The 16183-nt window shown below is 68.3% G+C and carries 13 protein-coding genes; 9 read left to right on the forward strand and 4 right to left on the reverse strand.

The features are described from left to right. The 3 genes from NWF34_RS11450 to NWF34_RS11460 form a co-directional block, all read right to left on the reverse strand. A complete protein-coding gene (locus NWF34_RS11450; protein ID WP_258325107.1) occupies window positions 1-393 on the reverse strand; it encodes an urease subunit beta in 393 nt (130 codons plus the stop codon). A gap of 44 nt (window positions 394-437) precedes the next feature. After that, a complete protein-coding gene (locus NWF34_RS11455) occupies window positions 438-740 on the reverse strand; it encodes an urease subunit gamma (RefSeq protein WP_006435509.1) in 303 nt (100 codons plus the stop codon). Between the two features lie 173 nt (window positions 741-913). Next, window positions 914-1336, reverse strand: a complete 423-nt coding sequence (locus NWF34_RS11460) for a PaaI family thioesterase (RefSeq protein ID WP_006435508.1) — start codon at window positions 1334-1336, stop codon at window positions 914-916. A 319-nt stretch (window positions 1337-1655) separates the two neighbouring features. Here NWF34_RS11460 and NWF34_RS11465 point away from each other — a divergent pair, with 319 nt between their 5' ends. From NWF34_RS11465 to NWF34_RS11505, 9 genes are all read left to right on the forward strand, one after another. Beyond that, window positions 1656-2054 (forward strand): BlaI/MecI/CopY family transcriptional regulator, encoded by a 399-nt coding sequence (locus tag NWF34_RS11465; protein ID WP_024497485.1) that lies wholly within the window; start codon window positions 1656-1658, stop codon window positions 2052-2054. 47 nt (window positions 2055-2101) lie between these two features. Further along, window positions 2102-3052 carry a M56 family metallopeptidase gene (locus NWF34_RS11470; RefSeq protein WP_024497484.1) on the forward strand — a complete coding sequence of 317 codons (951 nt, stop codon included), beginning with the start codon at window positions 2102-2104 and terminating at the stop codon, window positions 3050-3052. 109 nt (window positions 3053-3161) lie between these two features. Then, window positions 3162-4619 (forward strand): NADP-dependent phosphogluconate dehydrogenase, encoded by a 1458-nt coding sequence (gene gndA / locus NWF34_RS11475; RefSeq protein ID WP_024497483.1) that lies wholly within the window; start codon window positions 3162-3164, stop codon window positions 4617-4619. 16 nt (window positions 4620-4635) lie between these two features. Then, window positions 4636-6069 (forward strand): GuaB1 family IMP dehydrogenase-related protein, encoded by a 1434-nt coding sequence (locus NWF34_RS11480; RefSeq protein ID WP_258325108.1) that lies wholly within the window; start codon window positions 4636-4638, stop codon window positions 6067-6069. Window position 6070: 1 nt separating this feature from the next. Next, window positions 6071-7492, forward strand: a complete 1422-nt coding sequence (locus NWF34_RS11485) for a hemolysin family protein (protein ID WP_258325109.1) — start codon at window positions 6071-6073, stop codon at window positions 7490-7492. Continuing rightward, window positions 7485-8558, forward strand: a complete 1074-nt coding sequence (locus NWF34_RS11490) for a hemolysin family protein (protein WP_258325110.1) — start codon at window positions 7485-7487, stop codon at window positions 8556-8558. The genes NWF34_RS11485 and NWF34_RS11490 overlap by 8 nt, the downstream gene beginning before the upstream one ends. Further along, window positions 8555-9463, forward strand: coding sequence for a 3-methyladenine DNA glycosylase (locus NWF34_RS11495; protein WP_258325111.1), 909 nt, complete (start codon window positions 8555-8557; stop codon window positions 9461-9463). The genes NWF34_RS11490 and NWF34_RS11495 overlap by 4 nt, the downstream gene beginning before the upstream one ends. A 74-nt stretch (window positions 9464-9537) precedes the next feature. Then, window positions 9538-11730 carry a malate synthase G gene (locus NWF34_RS11500; RefSeq protein ID WP_024497478.1) on the forward strand — a complete coding sequence of 731 codons (2193 nt, stop codon included), beginning with the start codon at window positions 9538-9540 and terminating at the stop codon, window positions 11728-11730. 133 nt (window positions 11731-11863) lie between these two features. Continuing rightward, on the forward strand, window positions 11864-13096 hold the full coding sequence (locus NWF34_RS11505) for a hypothetical protein (RefSeq protein ID WP_258325112.1): 1233 nt from the start codon (window positions 11864-11866) through the stop codon (window positions 13094-13096). Window positions 13097-13294: 198 nt separating this feature from the next. Here NWF34_RS11505 and gcvP read toward each other — a convergent pair whose 3' ends face one another. After that, a complete protein-coding gene (gene gcvP / locus NWF34_RS11510) occupies window positions 13295-16165 on the reverse strand; it encodes an aminomethyl-transferring glycine dehydrogenase (protein WP_258325113.1) in 2871 nt (956 codons plus the stop codon). Window positions 16166-16183 lie beyond the last annotated feature (18 nt).

Below are 16183 nucleotides of genomic sequence, written 5' to 3' on the forward strand. Positions count from 1 at the left end.
TCACTTGCTCCCGTCGGCGCGATCCGTCATGGGAGCGGGAGCACCCACCGGTCCGCATTCGCCCGGCGGATCCAGCGAGATCCCGTACACCTCACGGGTTCCCCCGAGCGGGACGAGGCCGACGGTCATCTCGATACCCGGTTCGAACCGCACCGCGGTACCGGCAGGGATGTCGAGGCGTCGTCCGTGCGCGAGCGCACGGTCGAAGTCGAGTGCGGGATTGGACTGCGGGAAGTGCACATGGCTCCCGACCTGGACCGGGCGGTCGCCGGTGTTGACCACAGCCAACTCGACGGTGTCGGCACCGGCGTTCAGCTCGATCGTGCCCTCGGCGGGGATCACCTCACCCGGGACGAGTGAGGAGCGTGTGGCGGTGGGTCGCGTACCCGACATCTCGGTCTCTCTTCAGCAGCTCGGATCGGTTGGCGGAGCAGCGCTCAGACGATCGGGTCGTGGACGGTCACCAGCTTGGTGCCGTCGGGGAACGTCGCCTCGACCTGGACGTCGTGCAGCATCTCGGGCACGCCATCCATCACGTCGTCGCGTCCGAGCACCTCACGACCGGAGGTCATGAGCTCGGCCACCGATCGACCGTCGCGGGCACCCTCGAGGACGTGGTCGGTGATGAGCGCAACCGCTTCGGGATGGTTGAGCCTGAGCCCACGGGCCTGCCGCCGTCGCGCGAGTTCGGCCGCATACGAGATCAACAGCCGTTCTTGTTCATGCGGCGACAGTCGCACCGAGATCGCTCCTCGCAGATGGCCGACCCGGGAGGTCGTGGTCGATGGCAGTGGAGACATCCTGCCACGTCGGCGTGGCCACGGCTCGCCGACGCCGATCCGCCGCCCGGAACGCCGCGGGTCAGTCCTCAGGAGGTGAGACCGGCGTCACCGGAACGTAGTCAGCGAGCCGATCAGCGTGCCTCGATGTTCTGGAGTCGCACCTGCGTCCTGGCGAGCAACGTGCCGTCCTGGTCGACCATGTCGACGGCCCACAGCTGCTGGCGCCGGCCGCGGTGGATCGGCGTCGAGGTCGCGGTGACCGTTCCCGAGCTCACCGAACGCAGGAAGTCGGTGTTGTTGTTGACCCCGACCGCTGTGCCCCCGATACCCGTCTCCTGTAGCCAGAAGAACCCGCTCATGCTCGCGACGCTCTCGCCGATCGCGCAGTAGACGCCGCCGTGGACGATCCCGAACGGCTGATGGTGACTCTCGGTGATCTCCATCGTCGCGACGATCCGGTCCGGTCCGGCCTCGACGACCTCGAGTCCGAGTACGCCGTCGAGCCCCTTGCCGAAGGAGCTCTGGAGGATCTCGTCCGCACTGTTCGCAGTCATGGCGTCAACACTGACACGGCCCCGTGCCGTTCGCGATACCGCCCCGGGAACACGGATGCCAGGGCCGGCGTTGTCTCCTCAGAGACACCGGAAGGCCCCGCACCTCGTCGAGATGCGGGACCTTCCGTGGCGTGGACCGGGGGTCTCTGCAGCCCTCAGGACTCTCGCGCGGTCCGACGTCACTTAATGTAGGCTAGCCTTACCAACGTGTCAAGGGCTGTGGTGAAGTGCCACGTGAGAGGCGAGATCGCCGGCGCGGACGCGTCGATCGGGTGAAGACGCGAGCCGAGAGACACACAACGGGAGGCACAGCAGTAAAATGCGAAAGATGACTGGGCTAGGCGACCTCGAGCGCGCGGTGATGGACACGTTGTGGGCCGGATCCGAACCGAAGACCGTGCGGCAGGTACATGCCGAACTGTCGCGGGATCGGTCACTCGCCTACACGACGGTGATGACCGTGCTGCAGCGGCTGGCGAAGAAGAACCTCGTGACCCAGATCCGCGACGACCGTGCGCACAAGTACGTTCCGACGCACCCCCGTGAGGACCTGGTCGCGAACCTGATGGTCGACGCGCTCAGCGAGGCCGACGCACCGGGGTCACGGCACGCCGCACTCGTGTCCTTCGTCGGCCGGGTCGGCGCAGACGAGGCCGCCGCACTCCGCGAGGCCCTCGATGAACTCGAAGCCGCACGAGGAACCGGCGAGACCGGCTAGATTCGCGGCACACCCCCAACAGCCCACCCTTTGAGGAAGCCCACCGGATGACCGCCCTGCTCTTCGGCATCGTCAGCTTGGTGCTCGCCGGCCCTGTACCCGAGGCACTGTCCCGGGCACGATGGCCGATCAGAGCCCCGCGCGCGGCGATGACGCTGTGGCAGGCCATCGCTCTCGCCGCCGTGTTGTCGGCGTTCAGCTGTGGCCTGGCGATCGCGGCCAACCTCCTGGTGATCGGCGCCGACGGCACACCGACGACACATCCGCTGCACGAGATGGAACGCCTCGGCCTCCCCCTGTGGCTGACCTGCGTAGGGGTCTTCGTCCTCACCCTGCTGGTCGGCGCCCGCCTCTTCTACACGACCATCCGCGTCGGACTGCGCACCCGCGCCCGCCGCAAAGCCCACCGCCAGCTGATCGACATCCTCGATCGCTGCGACCGGACCGACGCCGACGATCCGCTCTACGCCCGCGACGTCCGGATGATCGACGTCGAGCAGCCACTCGCCTACTGCCTCCCCGGCCTGCGGCAACGCGTCGTCGTCAGCGAAGGCGTCGTCCATCGCCTGACCCGCGACGAGCTCATCGCCGTCATCGCCCACGAGCGGGCTCACCTGCGCGCACGCCACGACCTCGTCCTCGAGGCGTTCATCGCCCTGCACGAGGCCTTCCCGCGGTTCGTCCGGTCCAGTTCCGCCCTCGGCGCCGCCGAACTGCTCGTCGAAGCGCTCGCCGACGATCAGGCCGTTCGCGCCACCGCGCCGACAACACTCGGACGCGCACTCGTCGCCTGCGCCGACGCGGTCGCTCCTCGCGGTGCGATGGCCGTCGGCGGACCCACCACGCTCACCCGTGTCCACCGTCTGCGCGACGACCGCCCCGCCCGCTGGATCGCGGTCGGCGCCTACGTCACCGCTGCCGGCATCCTGGTCCTGCCGACCCTCGCGGTCGCGATCCCGTGGCTCACCGAACTCAATCGCCTGATGTCGGCGTTGTGAGAGCGGTCCGATATCCGCGCTCCGGACGACTGCTGTGAACATCGTCCGGGCATACACCAAAGGTGAGGCAGATCGCCGGATCGGATCGTGAGGCAATAGGCTGTCGGGCATGAACAACGTCGAGGGATCGTCACCGTCCGGGAAAGCTCAGATCGGCGTCACCGGTCTGGCCGTCATGGGTTCGAACATCGCGCGTAACTTCGCCCGTCACGGGTACACGGTCGCGCTGCACAACCGCAGCGTCGCCAAGACCGATGCACTGCTCGAGAACCACGGCAGCGACGGCGAATTCATCCGCACCGAGACGGTCGCCGAATTCGTCGCCGCACTCGAGCGTCCGCGCCGCGTCCTGATCATGGTCAAGGCGGGCGACGCCACCGACGCGGTCATCAACGAGCTCGCCGATGCGATGGAGCCGGGCGACATCATCATCGACGGCGGTAACGCGCTCTACACCGACACCATCCGCCGCGAGGCCGCGATGTCGGCCCGTGGACTGAACTTCGTCGGCGCCGGCATCTCCGGCGGCGAGGAGGGCGCGCTCAACGGCCCGTCGATCATGCCCGGCGGTCCCGCCGAGTCCTACGAATCGCTCGGCCCGTTGCTCGAGTCGATCGCCGCCCAGGTCGACGGCGAACCGTGCTGCACCCACATCGGCCCCGACGGCAGCGGCCACTTCGTCAAGATGGTCCACAACGGCATCGAGTACGCCGACATGCAGCTCATCGGTGAGGCCTACGACCTGATGCGCAAAGCCCTCGACATGCCCGTCTCCGAGATCGCCGACGTCTTCCGTGAGTGGAACGGCACCGAACTCGAGAGCTACCTGATCGAGATCACCGCCGAGGTGCTCAGCCAGGTCGACGCCGAGACCGGCAAGCCCCTCGTCGACGTGATCGTCGACGCCGCCGGCCAGAAGGGCACCGGCCGCTGGACCGTGAAGTCCGCACTGGACCTGGGGATCCCGACCACCGGCATCGCCGAGGCCGTGTTCGCCCGCGCACTGTCGAGCGCCACCGATCAGCGTGTCGCGGCCCGCGGCCTGTCGTCGGGCAACCTCGGTGCCTCGCCCACCGACAAGGCGCAGTTCATCAACGACATCAAGACCGCCCTCTACGCCTCGAAGGTCGTCGCCTACGCACAGGGCTTCGATCAGATCGCCGCAGGCAGCGCCGAATACGGCTGGAACGTCGACCGCGGTTCGCTGGCGACCATCTGGCGCGGCGGCTGCATCATCCGGGCGCAGTTCCTCAACCGCATCCGCGAGGCCTACCACGAGGATCCGGACCTGCCCAGCCTGCTGCTGGCCCCCTACTTCCGCGAGGCGGTCGAGGTGGGCATCGACAGCTGGCGACGCGTCGTCTCGACCGCGACGCTGCTCGGCATCCCGGTGCCGGCCTTCGCATCGTCACTGTCCTACTACGACGGCCTGCGCGCCGAGCGCCTGCCGGCCGCTCTCACCCAGGGTCTGCGCGACTTCTTCGGCGCGCACACCTACCAGCGCGTGGACAAGGAAGGCACCTTCCACACGCTGTGGAGCGGCGACCGCTCGGAAGTGACCGAATAGGAGCCTGCGAGAACCGGTGCGATTCATCGAAGGCCATCGACCGACCCACGACCTGACCTACGACGATGTCTTCATCGTCCCCAGCAGGTCGGAGGTCAGTTCGCGATTCGATGTCGATCTGTCGACCTCGGACGGGAGTGGGACCACCATCCCACTCGTCGTGGCGAACATGACCGCGGTCGCGGGCAAGCGCATGGCCGAGACGGTCGCGCGCCGCGGCGGACTCGTGGTCCTACCGCAGGACCTCCCCATCGAGGCCGCCGCGGCTTCGATCGCCTTCGTGAAATCACGCCACCTCGTGGCCGACACCCCGGTCACGCTCACCCGGTCGGACTCGGTGACCGATGCGATCGCGTTGATCCCGAAGCGATCCCACGGGGTGGCGGTCGTGGTCGACGACGGACATCCGGTCGGTGTCGTGACCGAGAAACGGTGCCGCGACGTCGACCGTTTCACCCGGGTACGCGACGTACTCGACCCCGACATCGTCACCCTGCCCGTCGACACCCCGCCCCGCGAGGTGTTCGACGCGCTCGGCGACCTCCACCTCGGCGTGGCAGTGCTCGTGGATGCCGACGGCAGACTGGCCGGGGTCCTGAACCGCGTGGGCGCTCTGCGCCACGCGATCTACGAGCCGAACGTCGACGACACCGGCGCGCTGCGGATCGCCGCCGCCGTCGGGATCAACGGCGACGTGGCCGGCAAGGCCCGCGCTCTCGCCGCCGCCGGCGCCGACCTCCTGGTCATCGACACCGCTCACGGCCATCAGGAGAAGATGCTCAGCGCACTGAAGTCGGTGGCCGACGCGGGACTCGGGGTCCCGATCGCAGCGGGCAACGTGGTCTCGGCGGAGGGCACCCTCGACCTCCTCGCCGCGGGCGCGTCGATCGTCAAGGTCGGTGTCGGTCCGGGCGCGATGTGCACCACCCGGATGATGACCGGTGTGGGCCGTCCGCAGTTCTCCGCCGTCGCCGAATGCGCCGGTGTCGCAGCGAGTCACGGAGCGTCGGTGTGGGCCGACGGCGGTGTCCGTCATCCGCGGGACGTCGCCCTCGCGCTGGCGGCCGGCGCGTCGAACGTGATGGTCGGCTCGTGGTTCGCGGGCACGCACGAATCGCCCGGTGACCTCCACGAGGACGAACTCGGCCCGTACAAGGTGAGTTTCGGCATGGCGTCGAAACGCGCCGTGGCCGCCCGGGCCTCCGGCGACAGTCCGTACGACCGCGCCCGCAGGAGTCTCTTCGAGGAGGGCATCTCGACATCGCGTATTCGACTCGATCCCGATCGCCCGGGCGTCGAGGACCTCATCGACCACATCTGTTCCGGGATCCGCAGCACCGCCACGTACACCGGGGCCCGAAACCTGCGGGAGCTGCACGACAAGGTCGTCCTCGGGATCCAGTCGCCCGCCGGCTTCGCCGAAGGGCGTCCCCTGCCGGGCGGGTGGTGACGTGGAGATCCTGCTGCTCGTCGCGAGCCTGGTCGGGTTCATCGCCCTGACGCTGGGCACCGCGCTGTTCGTCGCGGCCGAGTTCTCCCTGACCGCGCTCGAACGATCCACCATCTCTGCAGATGTCGCCAAACGCGGAGACCGTCGCTCACGCCTCGTGCAGCGCGCGCATTCGACGCTGTCGTTTCAGTTGTCGGGCGCCCAGCTCGGCATCACGATCACCACGCTGATCACCGGCTACATCGCCGAACCCGTCCTCGCCCGCCTCTTCAAGCCACCGCTGGCAGCGGTCGGGGTGAGCGAGTCGGTCGCCTCGGCGACCTCGCTCATCCTCGCGCTCGTCATCGCCACATCGTTGTCGATGGTCCTGGGCGAGCTGATCCCGAAGAACCTCGCGATCGCGAAGTCGCTGGCCGTCGCCCGCGCCACGTCCGGTCCGATGACCGCCTTCTCCGCTGTCTTCCGCTGGGCGATCAACGGACTCAACGGCACCGCCAACTGGGTCGTCCGCCGACTCGGCGTCGAACCCACCGACGAACTCGCCTCGGCCCGCTCACCGCAGGAACTGGTGTCCCTGGTCCGCAACTCGGCCCGGCGCGGCGCGCTCGACGAGCAGACCGCGACGCTCGTGGACCGTTCTCTGCGTTTCGGCGAGCTCACCGCCGAAGACCTGATGACCCCCCGCGTCACCATCGACACCCTCGACCGCGACGACACCGTGCGCGACCTCGTGATGGCCTCGTCGCGTACCGGTCACTCGCGCTTCCCGGTCGTCGTCGACGGAGACCTCGACGACCTCGTCGGCGTGGTCCACATCAAGCAGGCCTTCACCGTCCCGCCCGAACGCCAGGCCACGACCCGGGTCACGTCGATCGCGCGCACCGTCCCGCGGGTACCCGCCAGCCTCGACGGGGACGCCCTGATGGAACGCATCCGTGCCGACGGTATGGAGCTGTGCGTCGTCATCGACGAATACGGCGGTACCGCCGGGATCGTCACCACCGAGGACCTCATCGAAGAGATCCTCGGCGACGTCACCGACGAGCACGACTACGAGCGCGCGGATGTCGTCCCGATCGACGGCAACGGCTACCTGTGTGCCGGGCTGCTGCGGATCGACGAACTCTACGACGCGACCGGCTACCACGCTCCCGACGGACCCTACGACACCCTCGGCGGCCTGATCATGTACTGCCTCGGACGCATTCCCACTGTCGACGACGTCGTCGACCTGCCGCGCCGCTCCCCCGTCGGCGACGGGGACGGCTCACCCGAGATGCCCGAGGCCCGCGACGACGTCACCTGGCGGGCCACCGTCGCCCAGATGGACGGCCGTCGAGTCGACGTCGTCGCACTGCGTCCGGCCCCGCCCGCCGAACTCATCGGAGACGAGCCACGACATCCGGAGGAAGCTGATGGGTGACCTCTGGGCGGTCGTGCTGGCCTTCGCGCTGCTGGCGGGCAACGCCTTCTTCGTCGGTGCCGAGTTCTCGTTGATCTCGGCGCGCCGCGACCGTCTCGAGGCGTTGGCCGAGAGCGGAAAGAGTCGTGCACGGACCGTCATCCGAGCCGGTGAACACCTGTCGCTGATGCTGGCCGGGGCGCAGCTGGGCATCACGATCTGCTCGATCCTGCTCGGCCGCGTCGGCGAACCGGCGGTCGCCCACCTCGTCGAGAAGCCACTGGAACTCGCCCACGTGCCGCACGCCCTGCTGCACCCGATCTCCTTCGCCATCGCCCTGTCCCTGGTGGTCGTGCTGCACATCCTGCTCGGCGAGATGGTGCCGAAGAACATCGCACTCGCCGGACCCGAATCGGCGGCGATGCTGCTGGTCCCGGTGCATCTGATGTTCATCCGTCTGGTGCGTCCGTTGATCTCCTTCTACAACTGGACCGCCAACATCTCGCTGCGGCTGATGCGCGTCGAGCCCAAGGACGAACTCGAGTCCACGGTGTCGTTGGGTGAGCTGGCGCAGATGCTCGGCGAGTCCAAGCAGGAGGGACTCATCGACGCCGAGGAACACGAGCGCCTGACCCGGGCCCTGCAGTCCATCGGCCGTACCGTCACCGAGGTGATGATCCCCCTCGACAAGATGCGCAGCGTCAAGGTTCAGGTGTCGGCGACCGGCGGCATCGGGCCCACGCTCGGCGCCGTCGAGAAGGCCGTCAGCGAGACCGGCTTCTCCCGCTTCCCGGTCCGCGGACCGGACGGCACCTTCACCGGCTATCTGCACCTGAAAGACGTCCTCGACGAGATTCTCGACGAGCACATCGGCCCGGACACCATCATCGGTGTCGACAAGATCCGGCCACTGCCGGTCATCGCCTCGACCACGCCCCTCGACGAGGCGACGACCGTGCTGCGCCGCACGAGTTCGCATCTGGGCGCCGTCGTGGACGACAACGGCCGGACCGTCGGCATCGTCCCGCTCGCCGACCTCGTCGAGGAGTTCGTCGGCAACGTCCGGGACGAGACCCACCGCGTATGACCGCCATGACCGTGCACCCGGACCAGCAGGACGGGTCGAACGAGAAGGAGCGACTGACCGGGCAGGAATGGCGCGCGCGACGCGACGACCACCGGCGCCGTGTCGACACGCTCATCGGTCCCTATCTGGACGCCCGTCGCGACGGCGTCAAACACCCGGTCATCGACTTCCTGTTCACCTACTACTCAGCGCGTCCCTCGCATGTGCTGCGCTGGCACCCGGGCTCCGGCGTCGTCCTCCAGGACGCCGACGAGTTCCTGCCGTTGCGCGGCTACGAACGCACCGAGTCCGGCGTGCACGTGGGTCTCGACTTTGTCCGGCGCCGTCGAGACGCCTTACGGGCCACCGTGGACCTCCTCGGCGCCACTGCCGCGCGCCCGGCTCGGCTCGGATGCTTCGGACTTCACGAGTGGGCGATGGTCTACCGCACCGACGAGGCCCGGCACGACGTCCCACTTCGGCTGGGCCGGGCGGGCACCGACCGCGTCGTCGAGCAGATGCCGTTGCGCTGCACACACTTCGACGCCTTCCGCTTCTTCACCGGGCCGGCCCGGCCGCGCAACGAGAACCAGCTGAGCCGCGCGTCGCAGATCGACCACGAACAACCGGGCTGCTTGCACGCCACGATGGATCTCTATCGCCACTGCTTCACTCTGGCGCCACTGCTGCCTGCCGGCCTGACGGTCGACTGCTTCGAGTTGGCCCTACGCGCTCGGGACCTCGACATGCGGGCCAGCCCCTACGATCTGCGTGACCTCGGCTACGAGCCGGTCCCGATCGAGACACCGGCCGGACGAGCAGAGTACGTCCGCGAGCAATCGGCCATCGCCGATGCCGGAACACAACTCCGCGCGGAGGTGTTACGACGGTGTACGCACCTGGCCGGGATCGCGCGCCACGCCTAAACAGGACGCCTGTACGGTTCGGCGTTACCGGCGAGTAGCATAGATGTGTCTTCATTCGCTCGAGAAAGGCAATCATGTCGGACCGGATCACCGTCAACGGGTTGCAGGTCGCTTCCGTCCTGTACGACTTCATCAACAACGAGGCGCTGCCCGGCACCGGTGTAGAGGCCGACGCCTTCTGGTCGGGTGCCGCATCGGTGATCGCCGACCTCGCCCCGCGCAACCGCGAGCTGCTCGCCGTCCGCGACGATCTCCAGACCAAGATCGACGGGTGGCACCATGATCACAAGGACGCGGATCTGAAGCCCGGCACCGCCGACTTCGACGCCTACAAGACGTTCCTCACCGAGATCGGCTATCTCGCCGAGGTGCCCGCGGACTTCCAGATCACCACCGGCAACGTCGACCGCGAGATCGCCGAGACCGCCGGGCCGCAGCTCGTGGTCCCGGTTCTCAACGCGCGCTTCGCGCTCAACGCGTCGAACGCCCGCTGGGGTTCGCTCTACGACGCCCTGTACGGCACCGACGCGATCCCGGAGACCGACGGCGCCGAGAAGGGGTCGTCGTACAACAAGGTCCGTGGCGACAAGGTCATCGCCTACGCGAAGGACTTCCTGGACAAGGCCGTTCCGCTCGAACAGTGCAGCTACACCGACGTGCGATCGTTCGCCGTTCAGGACGGCGCCCTTCAGGTGACCCTCGACGGGGGCGCCACCTCGACGCTGGCCGATCCGGCCGCCTTCGTCGGCTACCGCGGAGACGCCGGTTCGCCGTCCTCGATCCTGCTGCGCAACAACGGCCTTCACCTCGACATCGAGATCGATCCGGCGTCGCCGATCGGTTCCACCGATCCGGCCGGCATCAAGGATGTCGTCGTCGAGTCGGCGATCACCACGATCATGGACTTCGAGGACTCGGTCGCCGCGGTCGACGCCGAGGACAAGGTCACCGGTTACCGAAACTGGCTGGGCCTGAACAAGGGCGATCTCGCCGAAGAGGTCACCAAGGCCGGCAAGACCTTCACCCGCGTGCTCAACGGCAACCGCGAGTACACGGCCCCCGACGGCACCACCTTCGACCTCCACGGCCGCTCGCTGCTGTTCGTCCGCAACGTCGGTCACCTGATGACCAACGACGCGATCCTCGACGCCGAGGGCAACGAGGTCCCCGAGGGCATCCTCGACGGCCTGGTCACCTCGCTGATCGGTATCCACGGCATGAGCAGTGAGGGCCTCCAGAACTCGCGGACCGGCTCGGTCTACATCGTGAAGCCGAAGATGCACGGTCCCGACGAGGTCGCGTTCACCGTCGAGCTGTTCGGCCGCGTCGAGAAGGTCCTCGGCCTGCCCGAGAACACCCTCAAGGTCGGCATCATGGACGAGGAACGCCGTACGACGGTGAACCTGAAGGCGTGTATCAAGGCCGCCTCCGAGCGCGTCGTCTTCATCAACACCGGCTTCCTCGACCGCACCGGCGACGAGATCCACACCTCCATGGAGGCCGGGGCGATGGTCCGCAAGGCCGAGATGAAGCAGCAGAAGTGGATCGCGGCGTACGAGGACTTCAACGTCGACACCGGCTTGCACGCGGGGCTCCAGCACAAGGCACAGATCGGCAAGGGCATGTGGGCCATGCCGGACCTGATGGCCGACATGCTCGAGCAGAAGATCGGTCACCCCAAGGCCGGTGCCACCACCGCGTGGGTGCCCTCGCCGACCGCTGCAACCCTGCACGCGCTGCACTACCACCAGGTCGACGTCTTCGAGCGTCAGGACGAGATCGCCAAGCGCGATCCGGCCACGGTCGACGACATCCTCACGGTGCCGCTGGCGGCGAAGACCGACTGGTCCGACGAGGAGAAGCAGCAGGAGCTCGACAACAACTGCCAGTCGATCCTGGGCTACGTGGTCCGCTGGATCGATCACGGTGTCGGCTGCTCGAAGGTGCCCGACATCCACGATGTCGCCCTGATGGAGGACCGCGCCACTCTGCGTATCTCCAGCCAGCTGCTGGCGAACTGGCTGCGCCACGGCATCGTCAGCGAGGCCGACATCGTCGCCTCGCTCGAGCGGATGGCTCCCGTCGTCGACCGCCAGAACGCCGGCGACAGCGCCTACCGTCCGATGGCTCCCGACTTCGACTCCAACATCGCCTTCCAGGCGGCCAAGGAGCTGATCCTCGAGGGTACGACGCAGCCCAGCGGCTACACCGAGCCGATCCTGCACCGCCGCCGTCGCGAGTACAAGGCCGCCAACGCGGCCGGCTGACACCGCGGTCACGACGCACTGATACGACCGTGCCGGTCCCCGGTGGACCGGCACGGCGTATCGTCGTACCCTGCGCTGGACATCGACCGGGGAAAACCCGATCCCGGCGCACACGGCAGGGAGGGCATCGGCGTTGGCACATCATCGGAACCGCGGGGAGAGCATCCGCAACCGTGGCGTCAGCCGAGGTGTCGTATTCGCACTGCTCTCGATCCTGCTCGTCGCCGCCATCGTGGTGGCCTGGCAGGACCTCGGCGACCGCATCAACCGACAGGCCGACGACGCGGCCGCCCAGTGTGTCGAGGGCGCCGCGTCGGTTCCGATAGTCGCCGATCCCGACATCGCGCCCGGTCTCGCCGCGATCGCGACCGCCTTCGCCGACACCAAGCCCGTGGTCCGCGACCATTGCATCACCGTCGCAGTCCGTCCCGGAGACGCGAAGATCACCCTCGACGGCCTCACCGGTACCTGGGAAGCCGAATCGATGGGCGCGTACCCGGCCGCGTGGGTACCGCAGTCCTCGGTGTGGTCGGCAGACCTGGCCTCGGCCAAACCCGATCTGATCGAGGGCAGCAACCGATCGCTCGTCTCGACCCCGGTGGTCCTCGCGGTCTCGCCGGAATTCGCCCGGGCCGCCGGCGACCAGCTCGACTGGTCCCAGATCCCGACCCTGCAACGACGCGACGCCTCGCTCACCGAGTTCGGCCTGCAGGGCTGGGGGGCACTGCGCATGGCCATGCCGGTCGGCGCCCAATCCGACGCGAGCGCGCTCGCGGCGCAGGCCGTCGCCACCCGCGTGACGCGCACGACCGGCCCCCTGACCACGGCCGACGCGGAATCACCGCGTGTGACGTCGAGTGTGAAGGCGATGCTCAACGGCGCACCGCTCTCCCCCGACGGCACCCCGCAGGGCGCGGCGACCGCGATCGCCAACGCCGCCGACCCGGCCAAGGGCGAGATCCACGTCGTCCCGATCACCGAACAGCGACTTTTCCAGATGACCAAGTCCGACGATGCGGCACGTCTGGCCGAGGTGATACCGGGCGGACCGACGCCGATCGCGGACTACCCGATCATCCGTCTCTCCGGGCCGGAGGTGGGTGACGTGGCGGCTGATGCGGTGGCGGAGTTCATCGCCTACGCGTCGCAGCCCGAGCAGCTGAAGCTGCTCACCGAACTCGGATTCCGCGGCGACGCCCCGATGCCGGCGGCCACCGCGACGGTCACCTTCCCGCGTACCCCTGATCCGATGCCCACACCGGAGAACGGCGCGATCGTCGCGATCAACCGCGTGGTCTACGGACCCACGAGTCTGCCGGCGAGTTCTGCGGTCTCGCCGGCGCCTTCGGGAACCGCCGGCGGATAGACCGGATGGCTCGAGTCGTTTCGATACGGCTCGTCGCTGCGCTCCTCACCTACTCAACGAGCAGGGATCGCGCTCGTCGCTGCGCTCCTCACCTACTCAACGAGCAGGGATCGCGCTCGTCGCTGCGCTCCTCACCTACTCAACGAGCAGGGATCGCGCTCGTCGCCGCGCCAGCCACCGACTCGTCGACCGGAGCGATCAGCTGCTGTAGGCCTCGATCGGGGGACAGCTGCACACCAGGTTGCGATCGCCGTAGACGCCGTCGATGCGACGCACCGAGGGCCAGACCTTCACGCGGGCGCCCGCCGACGGCAGTCCCTGCGGGTAGACCGCGACCTCCCGCGAGTACGGATGGTCCCACTCGCCCACCAGCGCCTCGGCGGTGTGCGGCGCACCGCGCAACGGGTTGTCGTCGACCGGCCACTCGCCGCTGGCCACCCGGTCGATCTCCTCCCGGATGGCGATCATGGCGTCGCAGAAGGCGTCTATCTCGTCGAGGTTCTCGCTTTCGGTCGGCTCGACCATCAGGGTCCCGGCCACCGGGAAGCTCATTGTCGGAGCGTGGAAACCGTAGTCGGCCAAGCGCTTTGCCACGTCGTCGACGGTGACGCCGGTCTCCTTGGTGATCGTGCGCAGGTCCAGGATGCACTCGTGGGCGACGAAACCGCCCTCACCGGTGTAAAGCACCGGAAAGTGGTCCCGGAGTCGCTTGGCGACGTAGTTGGCGGCGGTGATGGCCGTCAGTGTCGCCCGGCGCAGACCGGCCGCGCCCATCATGGCGATGTAGGCGTAGGTGATCGGCAGGATCGTCGCCGAACCGTACGGTGCCGCGGCGATGGTCGCCGTGCCCGGAAGTTCGTCGGCGAGCGGGTGTCCGGGCAGGAACGCAGCGAGATGCTCGCGCACCGCCACCGGACCCACGCCCGGTCCGCCGCCACCGTGCGGAATGCAGAAGGTCTTGTGTAGGTTCAGGTGGCTGACATCGCCGCCGAAGTGACCCGGACGTGCCACGCCCACCAGTGCGTTGAGGTTGGCGCCGTCGACGTAGACCTGTCCGCCGGCGTCGTGGACCGCGCCGCAGACCTCGCGGATGTCGTGTTCGAACACGCCGTGCGTGGACGGGTAGGTGATCATGATGGCGGCGATCCGGCCCTCGTTCGCGGCGATCTTCGCGCGCAGATCCTCGAGATCGACGTCGCCGTTCTGCCGGCAGCCGACCACCACGACGCGCATGCCCGCCATGACCGCCGACGCGGCGTTGGTGCCGTGGGCGCTCGACGGGATCAGGCAGACGTCACGGTCGAGATCCCCCCGGCTCCGGTGGTACCCGCGGATCGCGAGCAGTCCGGCGAACTCACCCTGCGAACCCGCATTCGGCTGCAGACTCACCCGGTCGTAGCCGGTGACGGCGACGAGCCAGCCCTCGAGCGTGGAGATCAGCTCGCGGATGCCCACGGTGTCCTCGACCGGCGCGAACGGGTGGAGTCCGGCGAACCCGGGCCACGTGATGGGTTCCATCTCGGTGGTCGCGTTGAGCTTCATCGTGCAGGAACCGAGCGGGATCATGCTGCGGTCGAGCGCGATGTCCTTGTCGGACAGGGCGCGCAGATAGCGCAGCATCGCGGTCTCGGTGCGGTACCGGTTGAATGCGGGATGGGTGAGGTACTCGCTGGTGCGGTTCTCGATCGGCTGCGCGAAATCGAGCGGCTGCACACCGGCGGCGTCGAAGGCACGCAACACACCCTCGAGGTCGGCCTCCGTGGTGGTCTCGTCGCAGGCGATCGAGACGGTGTCGGCGTCGACGCGGCGCACGTTGATGCCCTCACGACGAGCCCGGGCGACGATCACGTCGGCCTGCCCCGTGGCGCGGACCTCGATGGTATCGAAGAACGAGGCGTGCGTGACCGAGAAGCCGCCCGCCGCAAGCGAATTTGCCAGACGAACCGCGGCGTCGTGGGTGCGGCGCGCAATGGCCCGGAGCCCGTCCGGCCCGTGGTACGACGCGTACATGGCCGCCATCACGGCCAGCAGGACCTGCGCGGTGCAGATGTTGCTGGTGGCCTTCTCCCGCCGGATGTGCTGTTCACGGGTCTGCAGGGCGAGGCGATAGGCGAGGTTGCCGTCGGCGTCCTTGGAGATGCCGACCAGACGGCCCGGCAGCTGGCGGGCGTGCTTCGAACCGACCGCCAGGTAACCGGCGTGCGGACCACCGAAGCCCATGGGAACGCCGAAACGCTGGGTGGTGCCGAAGCAGGCGTCGGCTCCCTGGTCCCCCGGCGGCGTGATCAGCGTCAGCGCGAGCAGGTCGCCGCCGACCGCCATCAGTGCACCGCGCTCGTGTGCGGCGGCGATGATCGGCGCGGCGTCGACGATCCGACCCGAAGCACCTGGAACCTGCAGGATCACGCCGAAGAAGTCGCCTTCGGGAAGCCCCTGGTTCGGCAGCTCCGGATGCAGCGATGCCTCGACGACCTCGATGCCGAGCGGCTCCGCGCGGGTCTCGATCACCGCGCGGGTCTGCGGGAAGAGATCGGCGTCGACGACGATGCGCGACGACTTCGACTTGCCGGCGCGGCGCAGCAGTGTCATGGCCTCGGCCGCCGCGGTGGCCTCGTCGAGCATCGACGCGTTCGCCACCTCCATCCCGGTGAGATCGGCGACCATGGTCTGGAAGTTCAGCAGGGCCTCGAGTCGTCCCTGACTGATCTCCGGCTGGTAGGGCGTGTACGCCGTGTACCAGGCCGGGTTCTCCAGGACGTTGCGGAGGATGACGCCGGGCGTGTGGGTGCCGTAGTAGCCGAGACCGATCATCGAACGGGCCACGGTGTTCTGGGCGGCGAGACCGCTGAGCTCGGCCAGGACCTCACTCTCACTCTGGGGGCTGGGCAGAGCCCCCAGCACGTTCGAGTCGAGTTCATCCGCGATGACCGCGGGGATGACGCGATGGGCGAGTTCATCGAGCGACGACACACCGATCACCGAGAGCATGCGCTGCGTCTCGTCGGGGTCGGGACCGACATGGCGGTCCACGAAGGTGACTGGCGCTGACGACGTGTCGGCTGAGGGCATGGTGAGGGCAACCTCTCG

The sequence above is a fragment of the Gordonia sp. GONU genome (assembly GCF_024733855.1).
Lineage (GTDB): Bacteria > Actinomycetota > Actinomycetes > Mycobacteriales > Mycobacteriaceae > Gordonia > Gordonia amicalis.

Bases quoted from the DNA above. Each gene is read 5' to 3' on its own strand.
- NWF34_RS11490 (WP_258325110.1), top strand. From the start codon at position 7,485: ATGGGTGACCTCTGGGCGGTCGTGCTGGCCTTCGCGCTGCTGGCGGGC.
- gcvP (WP_258325113.1), bottom strand. From the start codon at position 16,165: ATGCCCTCAGCCGACACGTCGTCAGCGCCAGTCACCTTCGTGGACCGC.
- NWF34_RS11450 (WP_258325107.1), bottom strand. From the start codon at position 393: ATGTCGGGTACGCGACCCACCGCCACACGCTCCTCACTCGTCCCGGGT.
- NWF34_RS11500 (WP_024497478.1), top strand. From the start codon at position 9,538: ATGTCGGACCGGATCACCGTCAACGGGTTGCAGGTCGCTTCCGTCCTG.
- NWF34_RS11460 (WP_006435508.1), bottom strand. From the start codon at position 1,336: ATGACTGCGAACAGTGCGGACGAGATCCTCCAGAGCTCCTTCGGCAAG.
- NWF34_RS11470 (WP_024497484.1), top strand. From the start codon at position 2,102: ATGACCGCCCTGCTCTTCGGCATCGTCAGCTTGGTGCTCGCCGGCCCT.
- gndA (WP_024497483.1), top strand. From the start codon at position 3,162: ATGAACAACGTCGAGGGATCGTCACCGTCCGGGAAAGCTCAGATCGGC.
- NWF34_RS11495 (WP_258325111.1), top strand. From the start codon at position 8,555: ATGACCGCCATGACCGTGCACCCGGACCAGCAGGACGGGTCGAACGAG.
- NWF34_RS11465 (WP_024497485.1), top strand. From the start codon at position 1,656: ATGCGAAAGATGACTGGGCTAGGCGACCTCGAGCGCGCGGTGATGGAC.